Here is an 18,792-nt window from a genome sequence, read left to right as displayed (position 1 = left end):
CAGGTCTGGTGCGGCGCGTCGTCCCGATCCCAATCCAACGCAGCAGTCACGCATGGCTCTTCTCAGCATCTTCAAGCGTCATCCGACCTTCGATCACGGCATCTACCCGGTCGAGCACAAGGATCTGACAGCGGACAAGCCGATTCGGCGGCTCCCCTTTGCGCCCGAGCTGGTCATCCCGCTCGCCCAGCATAAAGGGGTGCCGGCCGTTCCTTTGGTCAAGGTCGGCCAGGAGGTCGTGCGCGGCGAGCCGATTGCTCGCGCCGAGGGTTTCTTGTCTGTGCCCATGCATGCCCCGGCGACCGGGGTGATCAGGGCCATCGCACTGACACCCACCGCCGACGGCCCCAAGACTCAAGCGATCTTTCTCAAGGTCTACGAGGCCGCGAGCCAAGAGGTCCTTTACGACCTGGAGCGCGACCTCGACGCCATGACGCCCGACGAGATCGTCGCGGCCGTGCAGGATGCCGGGCTGGTCGGACTGGGTGGCGGGGCCTTCCCGAGCCACGTGAAGATGAAGCCCCCCGCGGGGAAGGTCATCGAGACGGTTATCGTCAACGGCTGCGAGTGCGAGCCATACCTGACCTGCGACCATCGGATCATGCTCGAGCAGAGCGACGCCCTGATCCGCGGCATCAAGCTCGCGCTCAAGGCGACCGGTGCCAAACGGGCCATCATCGGTGTGGAGGACAACAAGCTCGATGCGGTTGCTCATCTGCGGGCGGTCATCCCGAAGGATCTGCCCATCACCGCGGAGGCCGTGGAGACCAAGTATCCGCAAGGCGCGGAGAAGATGCTCATCAAGAGCATCCTGCGCAAAGAGGTTCCGGTCGGCGGGCTGCCGGCGGATATCGGCGTGGCGGTCTACAACGTCGGCACACTCGCCCAGATGGGCGACCTTCTGCCCAAGGGCAGGGGCCTGATCGAGCGCGTCGTCACCGTGAGCGGTCCGGCCGTTGCTAACCCGGGCAACTTCATGGTTCCGATCGGCACCCCCTTGCGGTTCCTGCTCGGACAGGTCGGGCTCGCGGCAGACCGGGTCGGCGAGGTGATCCTCGGCGGTCCCATGATGGGCATGGCCGTCGCCTCGCTCGACGTTCCGGTCACCAAGGCGGTGTCCGGCGTGGTGGCCTTGGAGCGCGAGGATCCGGATCTGGCGCGGCGTAAGGTCTATCCCTGCATCAAGTGCGGCGAATGCCTGAAGGCATGTCCGATCTCGCTCAATCCCTCGATGCTCGGCGAGCTGGCGCTGGCGCGTCAGTACGATCGGATGGCCAGCGAGTTCAACCTGAACCAGTGCTTCGAATGTGGCTGCTGTGCCTACGTGTGTCCGTCGAACATTCCGCTGACGCAGTATTTCCGGATCGCCAAATCCATCAATCGGGACAAAAATGGCTAAGCCGATCGAAATCAGAACCTCACCGCACCTGAAGCGGGCGATCAGCGTCGACCGCATCATGCGCAATGTGGTCTTTGCGCTCTTGCCGATCTGTGCCTTCGCGGTCTTTCAATTCGGGCTCAGCGCGCTGCTGCTGCTCCTCACCACCACCGGCGTAGCGATTGCGACCGAATGGTTTTTCTCGCGCATGAGCGAGCGGGGCAGCACCGTTTCGGACTGGTCCGTGGTCATCACGGGCATCCTGCTCGGGCTGACGCTGCCGCCGGGCTTTCCGCTCTGGATGGCTGCCGTGGCCGCCTTCGTCGGCGTGGCGCTGGGTAAGGCGCTGTTCGGCGGACTGGGCTACAACGTCATGAATCCGGCGCTGGTCGGGCGCGCCTTCGTGCAGGCCGCCTTTCCGGTGGCGATCACGGCCTGGACCCCGGCCTTCGCGCCGGGTCGTTTCGCCGAGTTGATCCCCTCGACCCTGACGGTGCCTTTTATGCAGCCGGTTCCGGTCACGGATTGGATCGCCGGACTTCAGCTTGATGCCTGGACAGGTGCCACACCGTTGGCCCTGCAGAAGTTCCAGCACATCGAGCTGCCGGTGACCGATGTCTTTACCGGGATGATCGCCGGCTCGGCCGGGGAGACCTCGGCACTCCTCATCCTGATCTGCGGTCTCTGGCTGGCCGCGAAACGCATGTTGGACTGGCGCATCCCGGTCGCGGTGATGGCGGGTGCGGCCTTGACCGCGCTGCCCTTCTGGCTGATGGACGCCAGCCTCTATCCGAGCCCCTGGTTCGTGCTCTTCTCGGGCGGACTCATGCTCGGGGCCTGGTTCATGGCGAGTGACATGGTGGCCTCGCCGGTCACCACCAGCGGCGTCATCATCTACGGGCTCTTCATCGGGTCCTTGACGGTCTTCATCCGACTGTTCGGTGGCCTGGTCGAAGGGATCATGTATGCGATCCTGTTGGCCAACGCGCTTGGACCCTTGATCATGAGCTGGACCCAGCCACGGGTCTACGGAACGGTCGGAAAGGGCCGGGGACGAGTGAGCCGATGAGCAACGACGCGCACGTTCAACCCCGGGCGCCGCTTCAGCCCGAAGCCACACCGTCCTGGGCCATGCTCCGCACACTCGGCGGGATCGCCATGATCTCGGGTCTGCTCGTGGTCCTCGTCGAGCAGTACACGCAGCCGATCATCGCCGAGAAGCAGCGCATCCTGACCGAAAAGGCGGTCTTTCGGGTCCTGCCCGGGGCCGTCGCCAAGCGCGATTTCCTCGTCACGGCCGAAGGGCAGCTGGTGCCGGCGGGGGCGGGCGTCAGCGGCGACCCGGTCTATGCGGCCTATGATGCCGAGAACCGGCTCAAGGGTTTGGCCTTCATCGGCGTCGGTGCGGGCTATGCAGGTCCGGTTCAGGTGATGTTTGCCTATGATCCCGAGTGCCGATGCATCGTCGGCAGTAAGGTGCTGAAATCGAACGAGACGCCCGGATTCGGCGACAAGCTCGACCTCGACCCTGAATTCCTGAGGAACTTCGAGGCGCTCGATGCCGGGCTCAACGCCGAGGGTACGGCGCTTGCGAACCCCATCGTGACCGTGAAGCACGGGACCAAGACCGAACCTTGGCAGATCGACGCCATCACAGGGGCAACCATCTCCTCGCGCGCGATGGGGAGGGCGGCCAATCAGGCCGCGGAGCGGGCTGTTCCCGCCATCCAGCGCGACCTGGCGAACCTGTCGCAACCCAAGTAACCCGGAGGCTTTTGCATGGCTGAATCGCCCAACCGGAGCGCGAGCGTCCGCCCGCCCACGCTCGCTCTGAATCCGCAGGAGACGCTCACCGCGGACACCTTCATTCGCGGCCTGTGGAAGGAAAACCCGGTCTTCGTGATGTTGCTCGGCATGTGTCCGGTGCTGGCGGTGACCAATACCTCCATCAACGCACTCGGCATGGGTTTGGCCACCACCTTCGTGCTGGTCGGCTCGGGCGTGCTGGTGTCCTTGCTGCGCAACTGGATCCCCAAGCAGGTGCGGATTGCGAGCTATATCGTCATCATTGCGACCTTCGTGACCGTCGTCGACTACGGGATCCAGGCGATCAGTCTCGAGCTCTACGCGGCGCTCGGTGCCTTCATCCAGCTCATCGTGGTCAATTGCGTCATCCTCGGACGTGCCGAGGCCTACGCCTCCAAGCAGCGCCTGCATACCACCCTGATCAACAGTCTCGGGATGGGTGCCGGCTTCACCTTGGCACTGCTGTCGCTCGGCACCGTGCGCGAGATCCTCGGCAACGGGAGTCTCTTCGGCGTTCCGCTCTTCGGCGAGAGCTTTCAACCCTGGGTGATCATGGTCCTGCCGCCGGGCGGTTTCTTCGTGCTCGGGACCTGGCTGCTGCTCTTCAACTGGCTGCGTCTGCGTAAGGAGCGCAAGGCCATGCAACAATCCGGGGTCGCCGCGAATGCAGGATGAGTCGCTCTATCTAATCTTTCTGAATGCCGCCGTCGTCAACAACTTCGTGCTGGCGCTTTTTCTCGGGATCTGTCCCTTCCTCGGCGTCTCCGCCAAGAAGGAGACCGCCTGGAACATGGGTCTCGCGGTCATTTTCGTGATGCTCGTGAGCTCGGTCAGCGCTTACGGCATCAATTGGCTGCTGACCGAATTGGACCTGCTGTTCCTTCGGCTGATCTGCTACATCGCCGTCATCGCCTCGGCCGTGCAGCTCGTGGAGATGCTGGTCAAGCGCTACAGCCCCGCGCTCTTTCGGTCGCTCGGTATCTTCCTACCCTTGATCACGACCAACTGCGCGATTCTTGGGCTCGCGCTCTTTCAGACCGCGAAGGAATACGACTTCGTCCAGAGCCTGGTCTACGCACTCGGCGCGGGCGGCGGCTTCATGCTGGCCTTGATGCTGATGGCCGGTCTGCGCGAGAAGCTTGAGCTTGCCCGCGTGCCGAGCGTCAGCCAGGGCGCGGCCATGAGCCTCATGCTGGCTGGGCTTCTGTCGCTCGCCTTCATGGGCTTCGCAGGACTCGGAGGCTCGCATGGCTAAGGTGCTCTTGGCCTCGCTGATCATCTTTCTGGTGCTCGCGGCCTGGGTCATGGTGGAGCGCCTCTATGCGGCTTTCGCAGTCCGTCATCCTGAGCTCGGGCCCTTCCGCCGCAACGACGGCGGGTGCTCCTGCGGCAGCGGAAGCTGCGAACGGCGCTCGGACGGAGCCTCCTGCGGCACCTGAATAAGCGCAGTTCTTTTTCAGATTCGTCGTCGCTCGTTCGACGGCGAGTCATCACATCCATTTCGTCTCGGCTCCGGTGGAGCCCGCAAGAGTATAAGGAGCGCGTAAACCATGAGTGAAGCCACGGCCGATTTGGGTCCGACGACTCAGGCATTCATCAAGGATTCCAGGCGAATCACCCCCGAGAGCTCGGAAGAGGTCCGCCATATCACCCTGCAGGTGGTCGACCCGGCGTTTCAATTCGTCGAAGGCCAAAGCATTGGCGTGGTGGTGCCGGGACCGCATCCGTTCGGAAATCCCTACCATGTCCGGCGCTACTCGATTGCCAACGCGCGCAGCATCCCGCTCGACTCCGGTGTTGCACTCGATCTTCTGGTCCGTCGCTGCTTCTATATCGACGAGGTCAGCGGAGAACGCTATCCGGGTATTGCCTCGAACTATTTGTGCGATGCGAAGCCGGGTGCCCCGCTGACCATCAGCGGCCCCTATCTCAGTCCTTTCAAGATGCCGTTGGACAACCGCGCCAACCTCCTCATGATCGGGACCGGGACCGGCATCGCCCCGTTTCGGGCCTTCGCACAGTTGATCTACGAGCGGCGCGGCGACTGGAAGGGGCAGGTCCGGCTGTATTACGGCGGCCGCAGCGGACTGGACCTCATGTATACCAACGACGAGACCAGCGATCTCGCCAACTATTACGACGAGAAGACCTTCAAGGCATTCAGGGCGCTCGGCACGCGTCCGATGATGACGTCTTCGCAGGCGCTGGAGCGCGGCCTGTCCGACAACGCCGACGAGGCATTTCACCTCATCAACGAGCCCACGACGCATGTCTTCCTCTCGGGACTGGGCAAAATTGCAGCGGTCTTCGACAAGGTTATGGCCGACCGGGTAGGGTCGTCCGAAGACTGGAAGGCGGTCAAGGAGAAGATGATCGACGAGGGACGTTGGTCCGAGCTGATCTATGATTGATTGCGGGGATTGATCGCGGGGATTGACCGAAGGGACTGAAAAGAGCTGATTGAAGGGGCAGAGAGGCCGAGTAAGCCGCGTCACCGACAGGGCTGGACGCGGCTCAACTCGGCGGATTCCCCGGCGATTTCGCGGGACTTTGCGCGCGCGAGAACCCGCCGAGATCCAAACTGACCCGCACCTGGGTCTGCGGCTTGTGGCCTTCTGGCCGTGTTCCGATCCACAGTGCCACCAGGCCCAGAATGGCTGCCACCGACAGCGCCAGCACATGCCCGGGGGTGGCGAGTCCGTACCAGACCGACCAACTGATCGCCATGCTGCCGATGGCCGCGGTCTTGCCGGTTCGGCACATCTCGCCGCGCTCGAGAAAGCCACGAATCGACTCGCCGAACCGTGGGTGCTCGACCAAGAAGCGCACCCGTTTAGGCGAGCTGCGCAGCCACAGCCAGGTCGCACAGATCCAGAATACCGTCGTCGGCATCAGCGGCAACACCATCCCGAGAAAGCCCAATCCGAAGCATAGCCAGCCCAACAGGTTGTAAACCCGGCGCCGACGTAGGCCAACGTTTGCGACAAGAGGGTCTTGTTCGGGGATATTGCCGTGCATCGGATGCTCCAGGCTGAGGGTCGACTTCCGAAGGGACATCGAGGTTCGACTACCCGAATCCGGGATAGATTCCCCTGCGGCTCCGCTCCATCCAGAAGGACCCCACAACGGCCCGACTGACTGCGAGGCCGAGAGTATAGCGGCTCTCGCCCGGTACGCCCATCGGCCGGAAGGGGAAGTGACGATCGACGGACGCCGCGACAACAGAGCGGTCCCGCCGATCGGCTCCGGAGCGGGACACGCCGGGGAGGAAGCAGGGCATCCCGTGTGCCGTGGGTTTTACGCCGCATTGCATGCCCCGCGCACGCCGGGCCGACGTTGCGCCTCCTCGCCTTAGGGGCCGCTACGCCTCGTCCCGACGCGCGAGACGCACCCTGCTTACCGAAGAACCCACGCGCGCTTGGTATAGACGGCAGTCTCAAGGCGTGGGCGAGACGGAAATTCCGCGCGCCGCGAGCCACTGGGTATCGAGCTGCCATTCAACGGATTCGACCTGCGCTTGCGCCAGAATCAGACCTTGGGCACGCTTTTGGTGATCGATCAGCTCCTGTTGTGCGGCGATCACCTGCGGATCATTGTCCGCCTTGTTGGTCAAATTCGGGTGGATGATGGCGAGGAAACGGTAGGCCGGTACGTCGAAGGAGCGCGGTGTCGAGATCGTCGCGACGCCGTTTTCGAACGAGACCACCCGGAAACGATAGGGGTAGGACGAAACCAGCGGATCTGCTTCGAGGACTTGATCGAGCTCCCAAACCTGCGGCTTCCAGGCCGAGGCAATCCAAACGGCCAGGGCGCCGATGACGACGACGCCGATTGCGATACTGTAGATACGGGTGAAACGATCCATCCGGGGGTGTCTCCTGAGGTCGGTGCATGGCATGACGAGGACACGGCGAGACGTCCCCGAAAAAGGAGCAGCTTGCTCCGCTCGCACCATTTGTCCCATGAAAAACGTCAATCACTCTCGATGGCCGCAGGGTTTTTCTGCTCCACCTTCGTCCAACCTGTGCCATGCTTGTCAACAGGGATCTAGAGGCAGTCTCGTCCAATGCAGCACAGAGACAGACAGTCGTTGGTTGCGGGTATCTCCGGTCTGGCGCAACAGGTCTACGACACCGAGGCACCGAACCGACAACAAGAGGCGATGGTCGAGCGGCTCAACCCGCTGCTCGATGCCTTTTTGCTTGAATCTCAGCCGATCGAAGCGGTCGAGGCGACCATTTTGATTGCCGATATTCGCGGCTTCACGGCGCTGACCGAGTCCCAACCCCCTCACACCATCATCAGGCTGCTCAATCGGTACTTCGCGCGGATGGTGGAGCTGGTCCACCGTCACGGGGGCGTCGTCGACAAGTTCATGGGCGACGCCGTGATGGCGCTCTTCGGCGCGCCGGTCCGTCGCGACGATCACCTCAAGAGTGCGCTTTCCTGTGCGGTCGAGATGCAGCAGGCGATGCTCGAGCTCAACCGCGAAAGCCAACTGATCGGAGAGCCCAACATCTATGCCGGTATCGCCGTCAACAGCGGCAGCGTGATGGCGGGCAGCTTCGGCTCGCGGGTCTACAACGAGTACACCGTGATCGGCGACACGGTCAATCTGACGGCCCGCATGGAGGGCTACAGCCTGCGGGGGCAGGTGCTGCTCAGCGATGCCAGCTATGCGTCCGCGCGCGACTACATCGACATCGGCAGCGCCAACTCGCTCTTCGTGAAGGGCAAGGCGCGCGAGATCACCCTCTACGAGCTGCTCGCCGTCAAAGGGCCGGAGCGACTGGTGGTTCCGCAGGTCGAGATCCGTCGCTCGCCGCGCGTTCTGGTTGACTTTCCGATCGCCTTCCGTCGGGTCGAGTCCAAGTGCATCCTGTCACAGCGCTTCATGGGCAAGGCAAACGATCTGAGCTATTACGGGATGAACGCCGATCTGCCTCTGATTCTGCCGCCCTATTCGGAGGTGATCCTGACCTTCGTACCCGAATTCGGTGCCGATCCGGCGACCGAGGTCTATGCGCGGGTCCTGCGAACCCAGCCGAGCGAGGGATTCCACCGCACCAACCTCGAGTTCACCACGATCGATACGCCCGGGCACCGTCTCGTGAAGCGATACGTCGATCAGCTCCTCTGGCGGCGTTGAAAGGTCAGCCCGTCGGCGTCTGCCCCGTGACCCTCAAGCGAGCCGCGGTCTCATGAACCCGAGCCTCGTCGCCGATAGCCTCGTCCTGCTGCACGCCTTCTTCATCGCCTTCGTCGCCTTCGGCGGGTTCTTGACGTTGCGCTGGCCAGCGGTGGCGTACCTGCATCTGCCGTGTCTCCTCTGGGGTATCCTTATCGTGCTTGGCGGCTTTATCTGTCCGCTAACGCCGCTTGAGATCCAATGGCGACTCGCAGCAGGAGAGGGCGGCTACAGCGGCGGTTTCATCGACCATTACATCATGCCTCTGATCTACCCCCCCGGCCTGACCCGCGGAACCCAAATCCTGCTCGGCCTCGCGCTTATGATCGGCAACGGGCTTCTCTACGGATGCCTTTGGCACAAGCGCGGTCGCCGGAGCAGCCGACGTCTGTAGGTTTACGGGGTGAGCAAAGCGAACGCCCTGAGCTAGCTGATTGCCACTCGCCACCCAGGCTCACCTACCTATCGGAGATGCGACAAGACCTGTCGCGTCATGGGTTCACTCTAGGTTCATCGCGCACGCCTGCCGAGCGAAAACGCCTCGGATCGAGGCGGGCGCGCCACCCCCGAACAACGGACCGGAGCCCAAGGATCATGACTGCTCGCCAGCCCCCCAAACCTGCCCGCCCGCGTGACATCGCCTTCCCGCGCCACTACCTGCGGTTCGGCATTCTGGAAGTCCCGCCACCGGCCATGGCCGGGTCACGCCACTTCGAACCCATACCGTACCAGTGGTCGTGCCATGTCGAGACCGAGAGCGGCTTGGTCGATCAGTTCGGATTTCTGGACACCCGCGGACTCGATCCGCGACCCGAGCTGGTCGATGCACTGCTCGCCGTCATCGAGCGCAAGGGTTCGATTCTGGTGCCCTCCGCCCGCGAGACAGCGCTCCTGCATGGTTTGCAACGACGCATTGCCGATCCGACAGGAGCATTCGCCGATGCTCTGACCCGATTGGTGGAGATCGATCGACTCGCGAAGGGACGAAGGGATCCCGCTGCACGTCGGGTTGTCTTGGGAATCCGCACGGCAGCATTGGTCCTCTGGCCCGATGATGCAGCCGACCCTTCGCCCATGCTCCGCGACGATCGTGCAGCCGCGGCTGCTTATCTTGAGCTCATCGATGCGCGCACGCAGCGCATTCGTCGGCGCCAGCTCGCCCGTGCACTGGTTCGGTACGGTGATCTGGAGCTCTCGGACCTGGTGCAAGCCTTCGCTGAACATGCGGGCGGCGGTTCGGAGCCGATCAAGTCGGGTCCGATGCTCAATTGATCCCGCACGGAGCGGGCAGGGCGACGCGTCCGGATTATGACAGGAGGTTCGGGTTCGAGAACTGCCCGCAGCTCGTTCTCGGATGCGTCCCGCCGGAGGTCGTCTTCGCAGTGTCCTTCGACGGGACGATGCCGCGAGGCAGTGTTGCGTTCCACGAGGGCTTCGCAGCGGTTGACCCGTCGCCGCGCGCGAACGAGTTATGACGGGTCGGGTGAGCAACGCCGCGCCGTCTCTGTCGGCCCCGAACGCAGCCGACCGTCCGGGTCGAGGAATCGGACCACCGACCGGGGAGTAAGGGCCGAAGCGTTGCTCGCCGCGCTCGACATAGAGCGCGGTGTCGAAGACGCCACACCAGAGCACGACCTCCTCAGCCAGGCATCTCGGCCAAGGCGGCCAAAAAAGAACGCCGCAGGCCGAGACCGGCGCCGTGAATGGGGTAGGGTTCGGAAGTCATACCGTCGAGAGGCTCCGTTTCGAATCGTCATGCAGATGACGACCGCGTAATTGGATGCGTTCTTTCCGGCGGCAATGACGCCAATGGGCTCTCAGGCTCCGTCGACCGGCAATCCGGCCCGTCGCCACTCGGGCAGGCCGTCCTGCAGTCGTCTTGCCTGAAACCCGGCTTCGCGCAGGCGCGCCACGGCTTCAAAGGACAGGACGCACCAGGGCCCCCGGCAGTAGGCGACCACCTCGCGGTCTTGCGGCAACTCGCCGAGTCGGCTCTCCAGCTGATCGAGCGGGACGTTCAGTGCACCTACCAGATGCCCTTGGGCATACTCCTGCGGGGGGCGGACGTCGACGACCGTCACCAGCCCGTCGCGGACGCGGGCCAGCAGCTCGTCCGCCGGGATCGGCTCCAGTGCATCGCGCTGCTTGAGGTAGCTCGCGATCAGCTCGGCGACAGCCTCTTGATGGGTCTCGGCGAGCAGACGCAGCGTGGCGACCGCATCCAGCACCCGCTCGTCCGCCAGCGCGTAGTAGATGTGTTTGCCGTCGCGTCGCGGGGTCACGAGACCCGCGCCCTTGAGCTGCTGCAGATGCTTGGAGGTGTTCGCGATCGAGAGACCTGCGGCCCGCGCCAGATCCTCGACGTTGCGTTCGCCCTGCGCCAGGAAATCCAGCAGCTCCAGGCGTGCGGCGCTGGCGAGACCGCGGGCGATGAGCGCCAGATGCTCGAGCAGGGCCTGCTTGGGGGCCTTCTCGGCGATCGGCTCGGGAATCGGCTCGACAGGTGGCTTGGCGGCCCGATGAGGGATACGGGCTGTGGGCATGTCCAACGTGCTCCGATGCAGATGAAGGCTCGACGGCGGGGTTGTTCGAGGTTCGACGAGCGGTCAGTATACTTCCCGGACGGCCGACGAGTGCGACGGACGACTCCGCGATGATGCGGCGCCTGCTTCTTTCGGTCCGCCGCAGACCGTCCCGCCGGCGGACTCGACGCCGGGTTGCGCCGCAGCCACACCGGGCCGATCGGCCCGAATACGGAGAGCGTTAGCCTGTGCGATTCACCCCCCAAACCGGTCCGAACGGCACGCATTCCTGCCGCCTGTCCTTCCGTTGCGCCGCTGCGGCCGCCGCCGTCGTTGCTGTCCTCGGCGGTTCCCCGATCAGCGCGGAGCCCGTCCGTAGCGATCCCGAAACAGGCGCAGCCACCTACGAAACCCAAGCCCACGGCGTAGGCCTCTCGCTCACCCAACTCCTGCCCGACCAGGTCCGCGCCTTCTATGTCGCCCGCGGTTTCGACCTGGCCGATGCGGATGTCTTCGCGGATGCCTGCGTCTACATGACCGTGCTGCGCAACGACACGGCGCCGGGCGAGCTCGACTTTCGCCTGTCCGAATGGTCGATTCACCACGACGAAGAGGTCCGGCCCCTTCCGCCGTTGGACGACTGGCTGGCGCAATGGGCTGCGCGTGGCGTGCCCGATTCGGCGCGTCTCGCCTTCCGCTGGGCCCAGTTTCCCTCGGAGCAGTCCTATGCGCCCGGGGAGTGGAATCAAGGCATGTTGGCCATGGGGCTGCCGCCCGGCAGTCGCTTCGATCTGATTGCTCGTTGGACGATCGCGGACCAGACTTACGAGGGGAGACTCGACGATGTTCGTTGCACCGATTGACCGGATCCGCGCAGGCCTGTCGGTTTTGCCGGCCCTTTTCCTCTGCTTCGGCACCGTCGGAGCCGTCGGCACCGGCGGCGCCGCCGATCTGCCGCCCCTGAGCCACCGACTCACGTTGATCGAGGATCCCGCACCGGCGCCGCCGTTGCGCCTGGAGGATATCGACGGGGTCGAGCACGACCTTGCCGACCTCAAAGGCCGCTTGGTTCTGGTGAACTTCTGGGCCACCTGGTGCCCGCCGTGCCGTCGCGAGATGCCGTCCATGGAGCGGTTGTATCAGCAGTTCAAGGAGCGCGGTCTGACGGTCCTCGCGGTGGCCGTCGGCGAGGACATGGACACCGTCTTCGCCTTCACCGGTCAGCTGGATCCGGCGCCGACCTTTCCGCTCCTGCTCGACACCGATTCACGCGCCGCGCAGGACTGGGGTGTGAAGGGCCTTCCCACCAGCTTCGTGATCGACCCGGAAGGCAGGGTGATCCTCCGTGCCGTCGGCGGGACCGAGTTCGACGATGCAGCGGCCGTGGAGCAGTTAGTGCCCTATCTCCCGAAGCCTTGACGGCGTCCCGCGCTAACCCTCGGTTCGGCGCCCGACGAGATACCGTCGCTCGTCCGACGCTGCGGACATCACAACCTCCTGCGGATCGTTGCGGCGGCTGGTGCTGGCCCGATTATAGACCCGGCAGCGCGCATCTTAATGCGTGCCACGGAAGCGGACGGCTTCCAATTGGTTGAGGTTAAACCCGGGATCGAAGCAGAGTACACCTGGGCCGATCAGGACAGGGGAACGGACGATGGCGTCGGTTATGGCTTCGCTGTCGGTAAGCCGATTGCCAAAGCGTAGGCTATTCGCAACACTGCGGACCGGTTGCCCGCTGTTGATGAGGCGGATTTTTTTGGGCTTTTGACATCAAGAAGCTACCGTTCGTCGGATTAGGCCGTTGATCCTTCGCGTCGTTCCAGGTCGGGAGCCGTTCAGGGCTCGCGAATTCCTACGGTGCTCTTTGCAAACACGAGACATGTGCTATTTTTGCACTTGCAGGTTGGTGTGGCGTGGCGAAAACGCGCGATCGATCAATTCATCGGAGAATGGGGCCGGCCGAGCATCCTTGTACTTTCGGTATCTTTCCAGGGGGAGATCTTGCATGAAGACCTTCTCACTCGCCGCGCTCTCTGCCGTGCTGGTCGCAAGCCCGATCGTCGTCACCGCCCAGGGAATGGAGTATGGAACGGACCAGGTCCTTCCAAGCTTTGATGACCGTTGGTACATCGCCCCATTCGCCGCGTACACCTGGGCCGATCATCAGGAACGAGTCCGACTTCGGCGACTGGATCGTAACCGCGGGCGTCTCCATCGCGATCGGTACCCGGGGGGTCGCCAAGCCGGTAACCCGTAAGTACGAGCTGTCGGCCGATGCGCTGTTCGGATTCAACAAGGATACCCTGTCCCCGACCGGCGTCAGCAATGTCAACACCCTGGCGCGGGAACTGGACACGGTCAATTACACCGGCGTTCAGGTCGACGGTCATACTGACCCGATCGGCTCGGCTTCCTTTAACCAGGATCTGTCGGAGCGGCGTGCCAACTCGGTCGCGAATCAACTCGTCTCCGATGGCGTCCCGAACGACCGGATTCGGACTCAAGGCTTCGGCAAGACCAACCTGAAGGTCAGCGAGGCGGAATGCGCCGGCTCCACGAGCAGAGAGGCGCTCATCGAGTGTTATCAGCCGAACCGACGGGTAGAAGTCACCGTCGATGGCGTGACCCCCAAGTAATCGGTCGGGCCAGCTCGCACCAAGGTTCGGGGCCGGGCGATCTGCGGATCGTCTCGGCCTCGTCGGTTTTTGGGTGTCGAGATCGTCGTCCACCCCGGACGGGATTCCCACCCGCTAAAGAACGCGGCATTGCCTGGCCGCACTGGCCCCAACGTCCTCGAGGAGGAGATCCACGTGCCCCGGCAAAGAGAGTTTGTGGCCAATGCGCTCGAGGCCACCGTCCGTATCGGCATCCTGTTGCTGCTGGCGGCCTGGTGCTTCAGCATCGTCCAGCCATTCGTCATCCCCATCGTCTGGGGGATCATCATCGCGGTGGCGCAGTACCCCGGCTATCTCAAGCTGCGTGTCTGGCTCGGCGGACGCGCTACAACCGCGGCCACCCTGCTGGCGGTGCTCGATCTCCTGGTGCTGCTTGTCCCGGCGGTGATGCTGAGCGGCACCCTGTTGGACGGGGCCCAGGGTCTCGCCAAGGGCCTGCAGGAAGGCACCCTCGCGGTGCCGCCGCCGCCCGAGTCGGTGCAGGGCTGGCCTCTGATCGGTGAGCGCCTCAGCGCCTTCTGGGTCCAGGCGTCTCAGAATCTGGCCGGGACGGCGGTCAAGCTCGCGCCCCAGCTCAAGGCGGCGGGAGGCTGGCTGCTGTCCACGGCCGCCGGGGCCGGATTCGGCGTCCTGCAGTTCATCATCGCCATCATCATCGCCGGCGCGCTGCTGGCCCATTCGGACGCTTCGGTGGAATTCGCTCGGGCGGTCGCCGTGCGACTGGCCGGCGAGAAGGGCGAGGAGTTCGCCAAGCTCTCGGAGGCCACCGTGCGCAGCGTCACCAAGGGCATCCTGGGGGTGGCTTTGATCCAGGCCATCCTGGCGGGGATCGGTTTCATGGTGATGGGGATCCCCGCTGCCGGGCTCTGGGCGCTGCTGTGTCTGCTGCTCAGCACGGTGCAGATCGGCATCTTTCCCATCACCCTGCCGATCCTGATCTACGTCTTCGCGACGGCCGACCCGGTGCCGGCGGTGCTCTTCCTTGTCTGGAGCCTCGTCGTGGGCAGCCTGGACAACGTGCTGAAGCCCATCCTGCTCGGCCGCGGCGTGGAGGTGCCCATGGCGGTGATCTTCATGGGCGCCATTGGCGGCTTCATCACCTCCGGCATCATTGGACTCTTCGTGGGCGCGGTGGTCCTAGTGCTCGGCTACAAGCTGCTTCTCGCCTGGGTGTATGAGCGGCCGGAGGGGCCAGTGGCCGACAGCGGGAAGGTGGATGCAGGGGGATGACGCACGGGTTACGCCCGGTTGGACAATCGCTCGACCCGCGTGGTGACCCCACCCATGCAGCAGGCAGCAAAGCCTGATGGCCAGCCTCGATTGCCGGATCCGGGCCGGTAGAAACGATCATCCAGCGCCGCGGGGCATCGACGATCGCGTTTCAAGAAGCTCGACGTCAAGTGACGTCCTGATCCCAATTAAGCGCCCGCCAACCCGCGGGGGCGATGCCGGCCGTATTTGTACTGATGGAAAAAGCGCGGGAATGTACTACCTTTTGACTAAGGATTTGTCGAAGCATTGCCTCTTCGTCTACGCCATTGGTTGTCCCGAGCGCCGGGGCGTCGAGGCTTGGCAATGCCCTGATCCGCGCCCGCACAGACCTGGAGGCCCCGCTGACTCCAGGAGAAACCCGTAAGGATGGATCTGCTGCGGGATGACCGGCAGGGCCACCGCGACACCCGTCAGGACTGCCGAGACCAAGATGCGTACCCCCTAAGGACAAACGGGACTGGAAGCAGCAGAGACGTCGGGGTGCGCCGCCGACCAAGCCGTCGACATCTAACGGTGCGGTGTCGCACCCCCTTTCCCGCGCGGCCCTCTCGCCCGGACTGAGCAAAGGACTGTCCGGCAAGTCGGTGGCAAGTGGCCTGCCCGCTCCAGGTCACGGTGGGTCGCGCAGACCGCCTATGCTCGGCGACCCCCACACTGGCCATCCGTATTCATGGGCCTTGATGTTGTTGGAGGCCGACCGGCTTCAAGGGACAGGCTGATTGGCCGGTCCCTGTTGTTGCGTCGCAACCCGTCTGGTCACCCCAGACACTTCGATAACCAAGGAGAGAGACGAGATGAACACCCTGAAGCCACTCATTGCAGCCGTCGTTCTGGCCGTAGCCTTGCCCGTGTGGGCGGACATCGAAGAACCCCCGCCGGGCATGGCCGGGGCGGAGCTGATCGAGACGACGGCGACCGTCGAGGCGGTCGACCAGTCCAGCCGCTACGTTACCCTCAAGGGTCCGGAGGGCAACCTGATCGTCGTGCGGGCCGGCGATCGCGTCGCGAATCTCGACCAGGTCAAGCCCGGAGATGCAATCAACGTCAAGTATTATCGGAGCGTGGCGATCGATGTCGTGGCCCACGAGGGGGACGAGTCGGCGCCTGAACGCCAACGCAGCGTCTCGGTCGAGGAAGGGGCCACGCCGGGAACAGCCGCTCGCCAGATGCGCTCGATCGTCGAGATTCTCGACGTCGATCCGTACAAGAAGACGATCCACTTCCGTGACCCCGAGGGGCGCGTCCGGGAGGTCTCGGTGAAGGATCCTTCGCTGCGGCACCTCCTCGACGAGCTCAAGCAAGGTGACACGGTGCTCGTGACCTTCACCGACGCGCTTGCCGTCTCGCTGGAGCCGCGCTGACGCGGGTTGAAGGGACCGCGCGCCGGTGCCCGATCCCGGCGGCCCCGGTGTGCGAGCCAAGGTTGCCTCGGCCACGGCTTGCCGCGTCCCGATCCGAGGCCGGCCGCCGCCGCGCGTATCCGCGCGGCGGCAACCCCGGCACCCGGGGCCCAAGCCGACGGCCGCGTGCTCGACACCCCGGGGGCGTGGGTGCGCATGCAGGGTGTGAACCGCTTGGTCTTTCCATTGCCCGCTCTTCCAACAGACGGAGGTGCACCATGCAGTCAATCAGTCACTCAATGTGTTTCGCGTCCATCAAGCGGCTAGTCGGGAGTGGGGTTTGGGCCGTTTGCGGCGCACTTGCCCTTGCCCTGGTCTTCATAGCACCGCGTCCTGCGTTGGCGGAGACCGCCGAGGATCTTGCGGCCCAGTATGGACGGGAGGCCATGGAGCAGGCGCTTCAGACGAAGCAGCGCTATGACCTCTATGGCATCCACTTCGATGTCGACAAGGCGACCATCCAGCCCGACACGCTGTCGCTGCTCGACGATATTGAAACCACGCTCAACCAGTTCCCGGATTGGAGCCTGAGGATCGTCGGCCATACCGATGCGACGGGCGATGCGGTCTATAACGAGACGCTCTCGCTCGAGCGCGCCAACGCCATCAAGGCGGCGTTGGTCGGACGGGGAATCGACGCGACCCGACTCGACACGGCCGGTGCCGGCGAGAGTCAGCCGGTCGCCAGTAACGACACGGCCGAGGGCCAGGCACTCAACCGCCGGGTCGAGCTCGTCAGGCTCGGCGCGGATGCGGCCAATGCCAAGCGGCTGGTCAAGGCCATGTCCGATTATCTGGCAGCTCAGCAGGCGATTTCATTCGACTACGACGCCATCCTCGAGGTCATCACCAAGGAGGACCAGAAGCTCGCCCTGGCGAGCTCGGGAACGATCGCACTGAACCGGCCGGACAAGGTTCATGCGAGGCGCGCCGGGGGCTTTGCCGATGTGGAGATGCTCTTTGACGGTGAAACGCTGACCGTGCTCGGCAAGAACAAGAACCTCTACGCTCAGGTCGCCGTGCCCGGCACGGTCGATCACCTGATCGACGAGCTGAGGGTGAAATACGATCGGCCTCTCCCCGGGGCAGACATCCTCTTGTCGAACGTTTACGACGAGGTGATGGAGAACGTGGTCGACGCCAAGGATCTGGGAAGCGGCGTGGTCGGCGGTGTCGAGTGCGATTCTCTGGCGTTTCGGAGCAACGAGGTCGACTGGCAGATCTGGATCGCGCAAGGGGATCATCCCTATCCCTGCCGCTATATCATTACCACCAAGGGCATGACCGGCCAGCCTCAGTACAGTATCCAGATTCGCAACTGGAAGACCGGAGCCGAGGTCGCGCCGACCGATTTCGTCTTCACCAACCCGACCAACGCCGCGAAGGTCGACCTGACGAATCTTCAGGACTCAGCCGACCTTCCGACGAATTTCATGACAGGAGGTGCACAATGACCCGATCGAAGCGGTTTAGCATCGTTCTGGCGGCCAGCATCGTTCTGATTGCTGGATCCGAAGTGGGAGATCGGCTTGCGATTCCCGGGATGCACAGTCTCATCCCGACGGCCGAAGCTGTGGTCGGGCGGCCGCTCACGCCGGTCAGCGTAGCCGGGGTTTCACGACGCACGGCCCGGCGCAACTAGCCTTTTCGGCGTCGTCGATTGCCGCGGTTCCGAACCACTGGCGAGCCGCGTGTGGCGCGTGAGCCCGTGCGAGGTCGACCTCGCACGGGCTCGCTTCCGAGGTCGCCTCGGCCACGGTCTGCTGCTTCCCGATCCGAGGCCGCCGCCGCACGCATACGATCGGCTGCCACCCCAGCACCCGGAGCCCGAGCCATGCGCGCAACGCACACGCCGCACCGTTACAACGATGCTCCTCACCATTGCACCGGTCCAGGTAAGCGCCTGCGTGCGGTTGCTCTCTGTCTGGGCCTGACGGGCATCCTCTTCGCCGGCTGTGCCGGCGTGCCGAAGGACTACCCCCGCACCGCGTCCAAAGCCTTCCAGGACCACGCCGGCACCGCGCTCGGTCGCTACGTTGACAAGGCCGCCGCGCGCCACCCCGGCGAGTCCGGCTTCGCGATCATCCGCAGCGGGAAAATTGCCTTTACCGCGCGCGCCGCGTTCGCGGAGCTTGCCGAGAAGACGCTCGACATGCAGTACTTCATATGGGAGCCCGACGCCACCGGCCGGCTGCTGGCCGAGCGTCTGGTGCATGCCGCCGACCGCGGGGTGCGTGTGCGCGTGCTGCTCGACGACATCAGCTTCAAGGGCCGGGATCCGGTCCTCGCCGCATTGGATGCCCACCCGAACATCGAGATCCGCATGGTCAACCCCTTTGCCCAGCGTGGTGCGCGGGGGTTGGAGTTCCTCACGAACTTCAGGCGGCTCAATCACCGCATGCACAACAAGACCCTGGTGATGGACAACGCCCTGGCCATCGTCGGCGGGCGCAACGTGAGTACGGCCACCTTCCCTGATGGGTTTTTCCTCTTAAATCGTCAACTTGTATGAGGGAGAGCGGTGGGCCTCCCTCGGGGTGCTTGAACAACA

At 64.1% G+C, this 18,792-nt stretch carries 20 protein-coding genes; 17 read left to right on the top strand and 3 right to left on the bottom strand.

The annotated features are described in order from the left end of the window. Positions 1–52: 52 nt before the first annotated feature. The 7 genes from rsxC (at position 53) to BLV04_RS14855 (ending at position 5,595) form a co-directional block, all read left to right on the top strand. Complete coding sequence (gene rsxC, locus BLV04_RS14885; RefSeq protein WP_093033711.1) at positions 53–1,399, top strand: electron transport complex subunit RsxC; 1,347 nt, start codon at positions 53–55, stop codon at positions 1,397–1,399. Next, the gene (locus BLV04_RS14880; protein WP_093033708.1) at positions 1,392–2,447 is read left to right on the top strand and encodes an RnfABCDGE type electron transport complex subunit D; all 1,056 of its coding nucleotides are present in this window, start codon (positions 1,392–1,394) and stop codon (positions 2,445–2,447) included. Before rsxC ends, BLV04_RS14880 begins: the two co-directional genes overlap by 8 nt. Further along, positions 2,444–3,142: an RnfABCDGE type electron transport complex subunit G gene (locus BLV04_RS14875; RefSeq protein WP_093033705.1), complete on the top strand. Its 699-nt coding sequence runs from the start codon at positions 2,444–2,446 to the stop codon at positions 3,140–3,142. The genes BLV04_RS14880 and BLV04_RS14875 overlap by 4 nt, the downstream gene beginning before the upstream one ends. Positions 3,143–3,157: 15 nt before the next feature. Then, on the top strand, positions 3,158–3,859 hold the full coding sequence (gene rsxE / locus BLV04_RS14870; protein WP_093033702.1) for an electron transport complex subunit RsxE: 702 nt from the start codon (positions 3,158–3,160) through the stop codon (positions 3,857–3,859). Next, positions 3,849–4,439 (top strand): electron transport complex protein RnfA, encoded by a 591-nt coding sequence (locus BLV04_RS14865; protein ID WP_093033699.1) that lies wholly within the window; start codon positions 3,849–3,851, stop codon positions 4,437–4,439. Before rsxE ends, BLV04_RS14865 begins: the two co-directional genes overlap by 11 nt. After that, positions 4,432–4,623 (top strand): hypothetical protein, encoded by a 192-nt coding sequence (locus BLV04_RS14860; RefSeq protein WP_093033696.1) that lies wholly within the window; start codon positions 4,432–4,434, stop codon positions 4,621–4,623. The genes BLV04_RS14865 and BLV04_RS14860 overlap by 8 nt, the downstream gene beginning before the upstream one ends. Positions 4,624–4,734: 111 nt before the next feature. Then, a complete protein-coding gene (locus BLV04_RS14855; RefSeq protein WP_093033693.1) occupies positions 4,735–5,595 on the top strand; it encodes a ferredoxin reductase domain-containing protein in 861 nt (286 codons plus the stop codon). A 103-nt stretch (positions 5,596–5,698) separates the two neighbouring features. On the opposite strand, the gene BLV04_RS14850 is transcribed toward BLV04_RS14855, so the two are convergent. Together BLV04_RS14850 and BLV04_RS14845 are read right to left on the bottom strand one after the other, a co-directional pair. Continuing rightward, positions 5,699–6,241, bottom strand: a complete 543-nt coding sequence (locus BLV04_RS14850; RefSeq protein ID WP_245731903.1) for a YbaN family protein — start codon at positions 6,239–6,241, stop codon at positions 5,699–5,701. A 379-nt stretch (positions 6,242–6,620) separates the two neighbouring features. Then, complete coding sequence (locus BLV04_RS14845) at positions 6,621–7,049, bottom strand: hypothetical protein (RefSeq protein ID WP_093033690.1); 429 nt, start codon at positions 7,047–7,049, stop codon at positions 6,621–6,623. A gap of 201 nt (positions 7,050–7,250) precedes the next feature. Between BLV04_RS14845 and BLV04_RS14840 the strand changes: the two genes are divergently transcribed. The 3 genes from BLV04_RS14840 (at position 7,251) to BLV04_RS14830 (ending at position 9,644) form a co-directional block, all read left to right on the top strand. Further along, positions 7,251–8,333: an adenylate/guanylate cyclase domain-containing protein gene (locus BLV04_RS14840; protein ID WP_093033687.1), complete on the top strand. Its 1,083-nt coding sequence runs from the start codon at positions 7,251–7,253 to the stop codon at positions 8,331–8,333. 52 nt (positions 8,334–8,385) lie between these two features. Beyond that, a complete protein-coding gene (locus BLV04_RS14835; RefSeq protein WP_093033684.1) occupies positions 8,386–8,766 on the top strand; it encodes a DUF2784 domain-containing protein in 381 nt (126 codons plus the stop codon). Between the two features lie 200 nt (positions 8,767–8,966). Continuing rightward, positions 8,967–9,644 carry a DUF2779 domain-containing protein gene (locus BLV04_RS14830; protein ID WP_175534644.1) on the top strand — a complete coding sequence of 226 codons (678 nt, stop codon included), beginning with the start codon at positions 8,967–8,969 and terminating at the stop codon, positions 9,642–9,644. A 545-nt stretch (positions 9,645–10,189) separates the two neighbouring features. On the opposite strand, the gene BLV04_RS14820 is transcribed toward BLV04_RS14830, so the two are convergent. Next, positions 10,190–10,915, bottom strand: a complete 726-nt coding sequence (locus BLV04_RS14820) for an ArsR/SmtB family transcription factor (protein ID WP_093033678.1) — start codon at positions 10,913–10,915, stop codon at positions 10,190–10,192. A 227-nt stretch (positions 10,916–11,142) separates the two neighbouring features. Between BLV04_RS14820 and BLV04_RS14815 the strand changes: the two genes are divergently transcribed. The 7 genes from BLV04_RS14815 to BLV04_RS14780 all read left to right on the top strand — a co-directional run bounded on the left by BLV04_RS14815 (position 11,143) and on the right by BLV04_RS14780 (position 18,753). Continuing rightward, the gene (locus BLV04_RS14815) at positions 11,143–11,757 is read left to right on the top strand and encodes a hypothetical protein (RefSeq protein ID WP_093033675.1); all 615 of its coding nucleotides are present in this window, start codon (positions 11,143–11,145) and stop codon (positions 11,755–11,757) included. Beyond that, the gene (locus BLV04_RS14810; RefSeq protein ID WP_093033672.1) at positions 11,738–12,313 is read left to right on the top strand and encodes a TlpA family protein disulfide reductase; all 576 of its coding nucleotides are present in this window, start codon (positions 11,738–11,740) and stop codon (positions 12,311–12,313) included. The genes BLV04_RS14815 and BLV04_RS14810 overlap by 20 nt, the downstream gene beginning before the upstream one ends. A 665-nt stretch (positions 12,314–12,978) precedes the next feature. Further along, a complete protein-coding gene (locus BLV04_RS14805) occupies positions 12,979–13,530 on the top strand; it encodes an OmpA family protein (RefSeq protein ID WP_093033669.1) in 552 nt (183 codons plus the stop codon). A gap of 174 nt (positions 13,531–13,704) precedes the next feature. Next, the gene (locus tag BLV04_RS14800; protein ID WP_093033666.1) at positions 13,705–14,799 is read left to right on the top strand and encodes an AI-2E family transporter; all 1,095 of its coding nucleotides are present in this window, start codon (positions 13,705–13,707) and stop codon (positions 14,797–14,799) included. 836 nt (positions 14,800–15,635) lie between these two features. Next, entirely contained in the window at positions 15,636–16,202 is a 567-nt protein-coding gene (locus tag BLV04_RS14795) for a hypothetical protein (protein WP_093033663.1), read from the top strand. 257 nt (positions 16,203–16,459) lie between these two features. After that, positions 16,460–17,695, top strand: coding sequence for a DUF2092 domain-containing protein (locus tag BLV04_RS14790; protein WP_245731902.1), 1,236 nt, complete (start codon positions 16,460–16,462; stop codon positions 17,693–17,695). Between the two features lie 380 nt (positions 17,696–18,075). Continuing rightward, on the top strand, positions 18,076–18,753 hold the full coding sequence (locus BLV04_RS14780) for a phospholipase D-like domain-containing protein (RefSeq protein ID WP_093033653.1): 678 nt from the start codon (positions 18,076–18,078) through the stop codon (positions 18,751–18,753). Positions 18,754–18,792: the final 39 nt, after the last annotated feature.

It is taken from the genome of Thiocapsa roseopersicina (assembly GCF_900106925.1).
GTDB lineage: Bacteria > Pseudomonadota > Gammaproteobacteria > Chromatiales > Chromatiaceae > Thiocapsa > Thiocapsa roseopersicina.
Note: the sequence above shows the minus strand (reverse complement) of the source record. Positions and strands in the feature narration are given on the sequence as shown.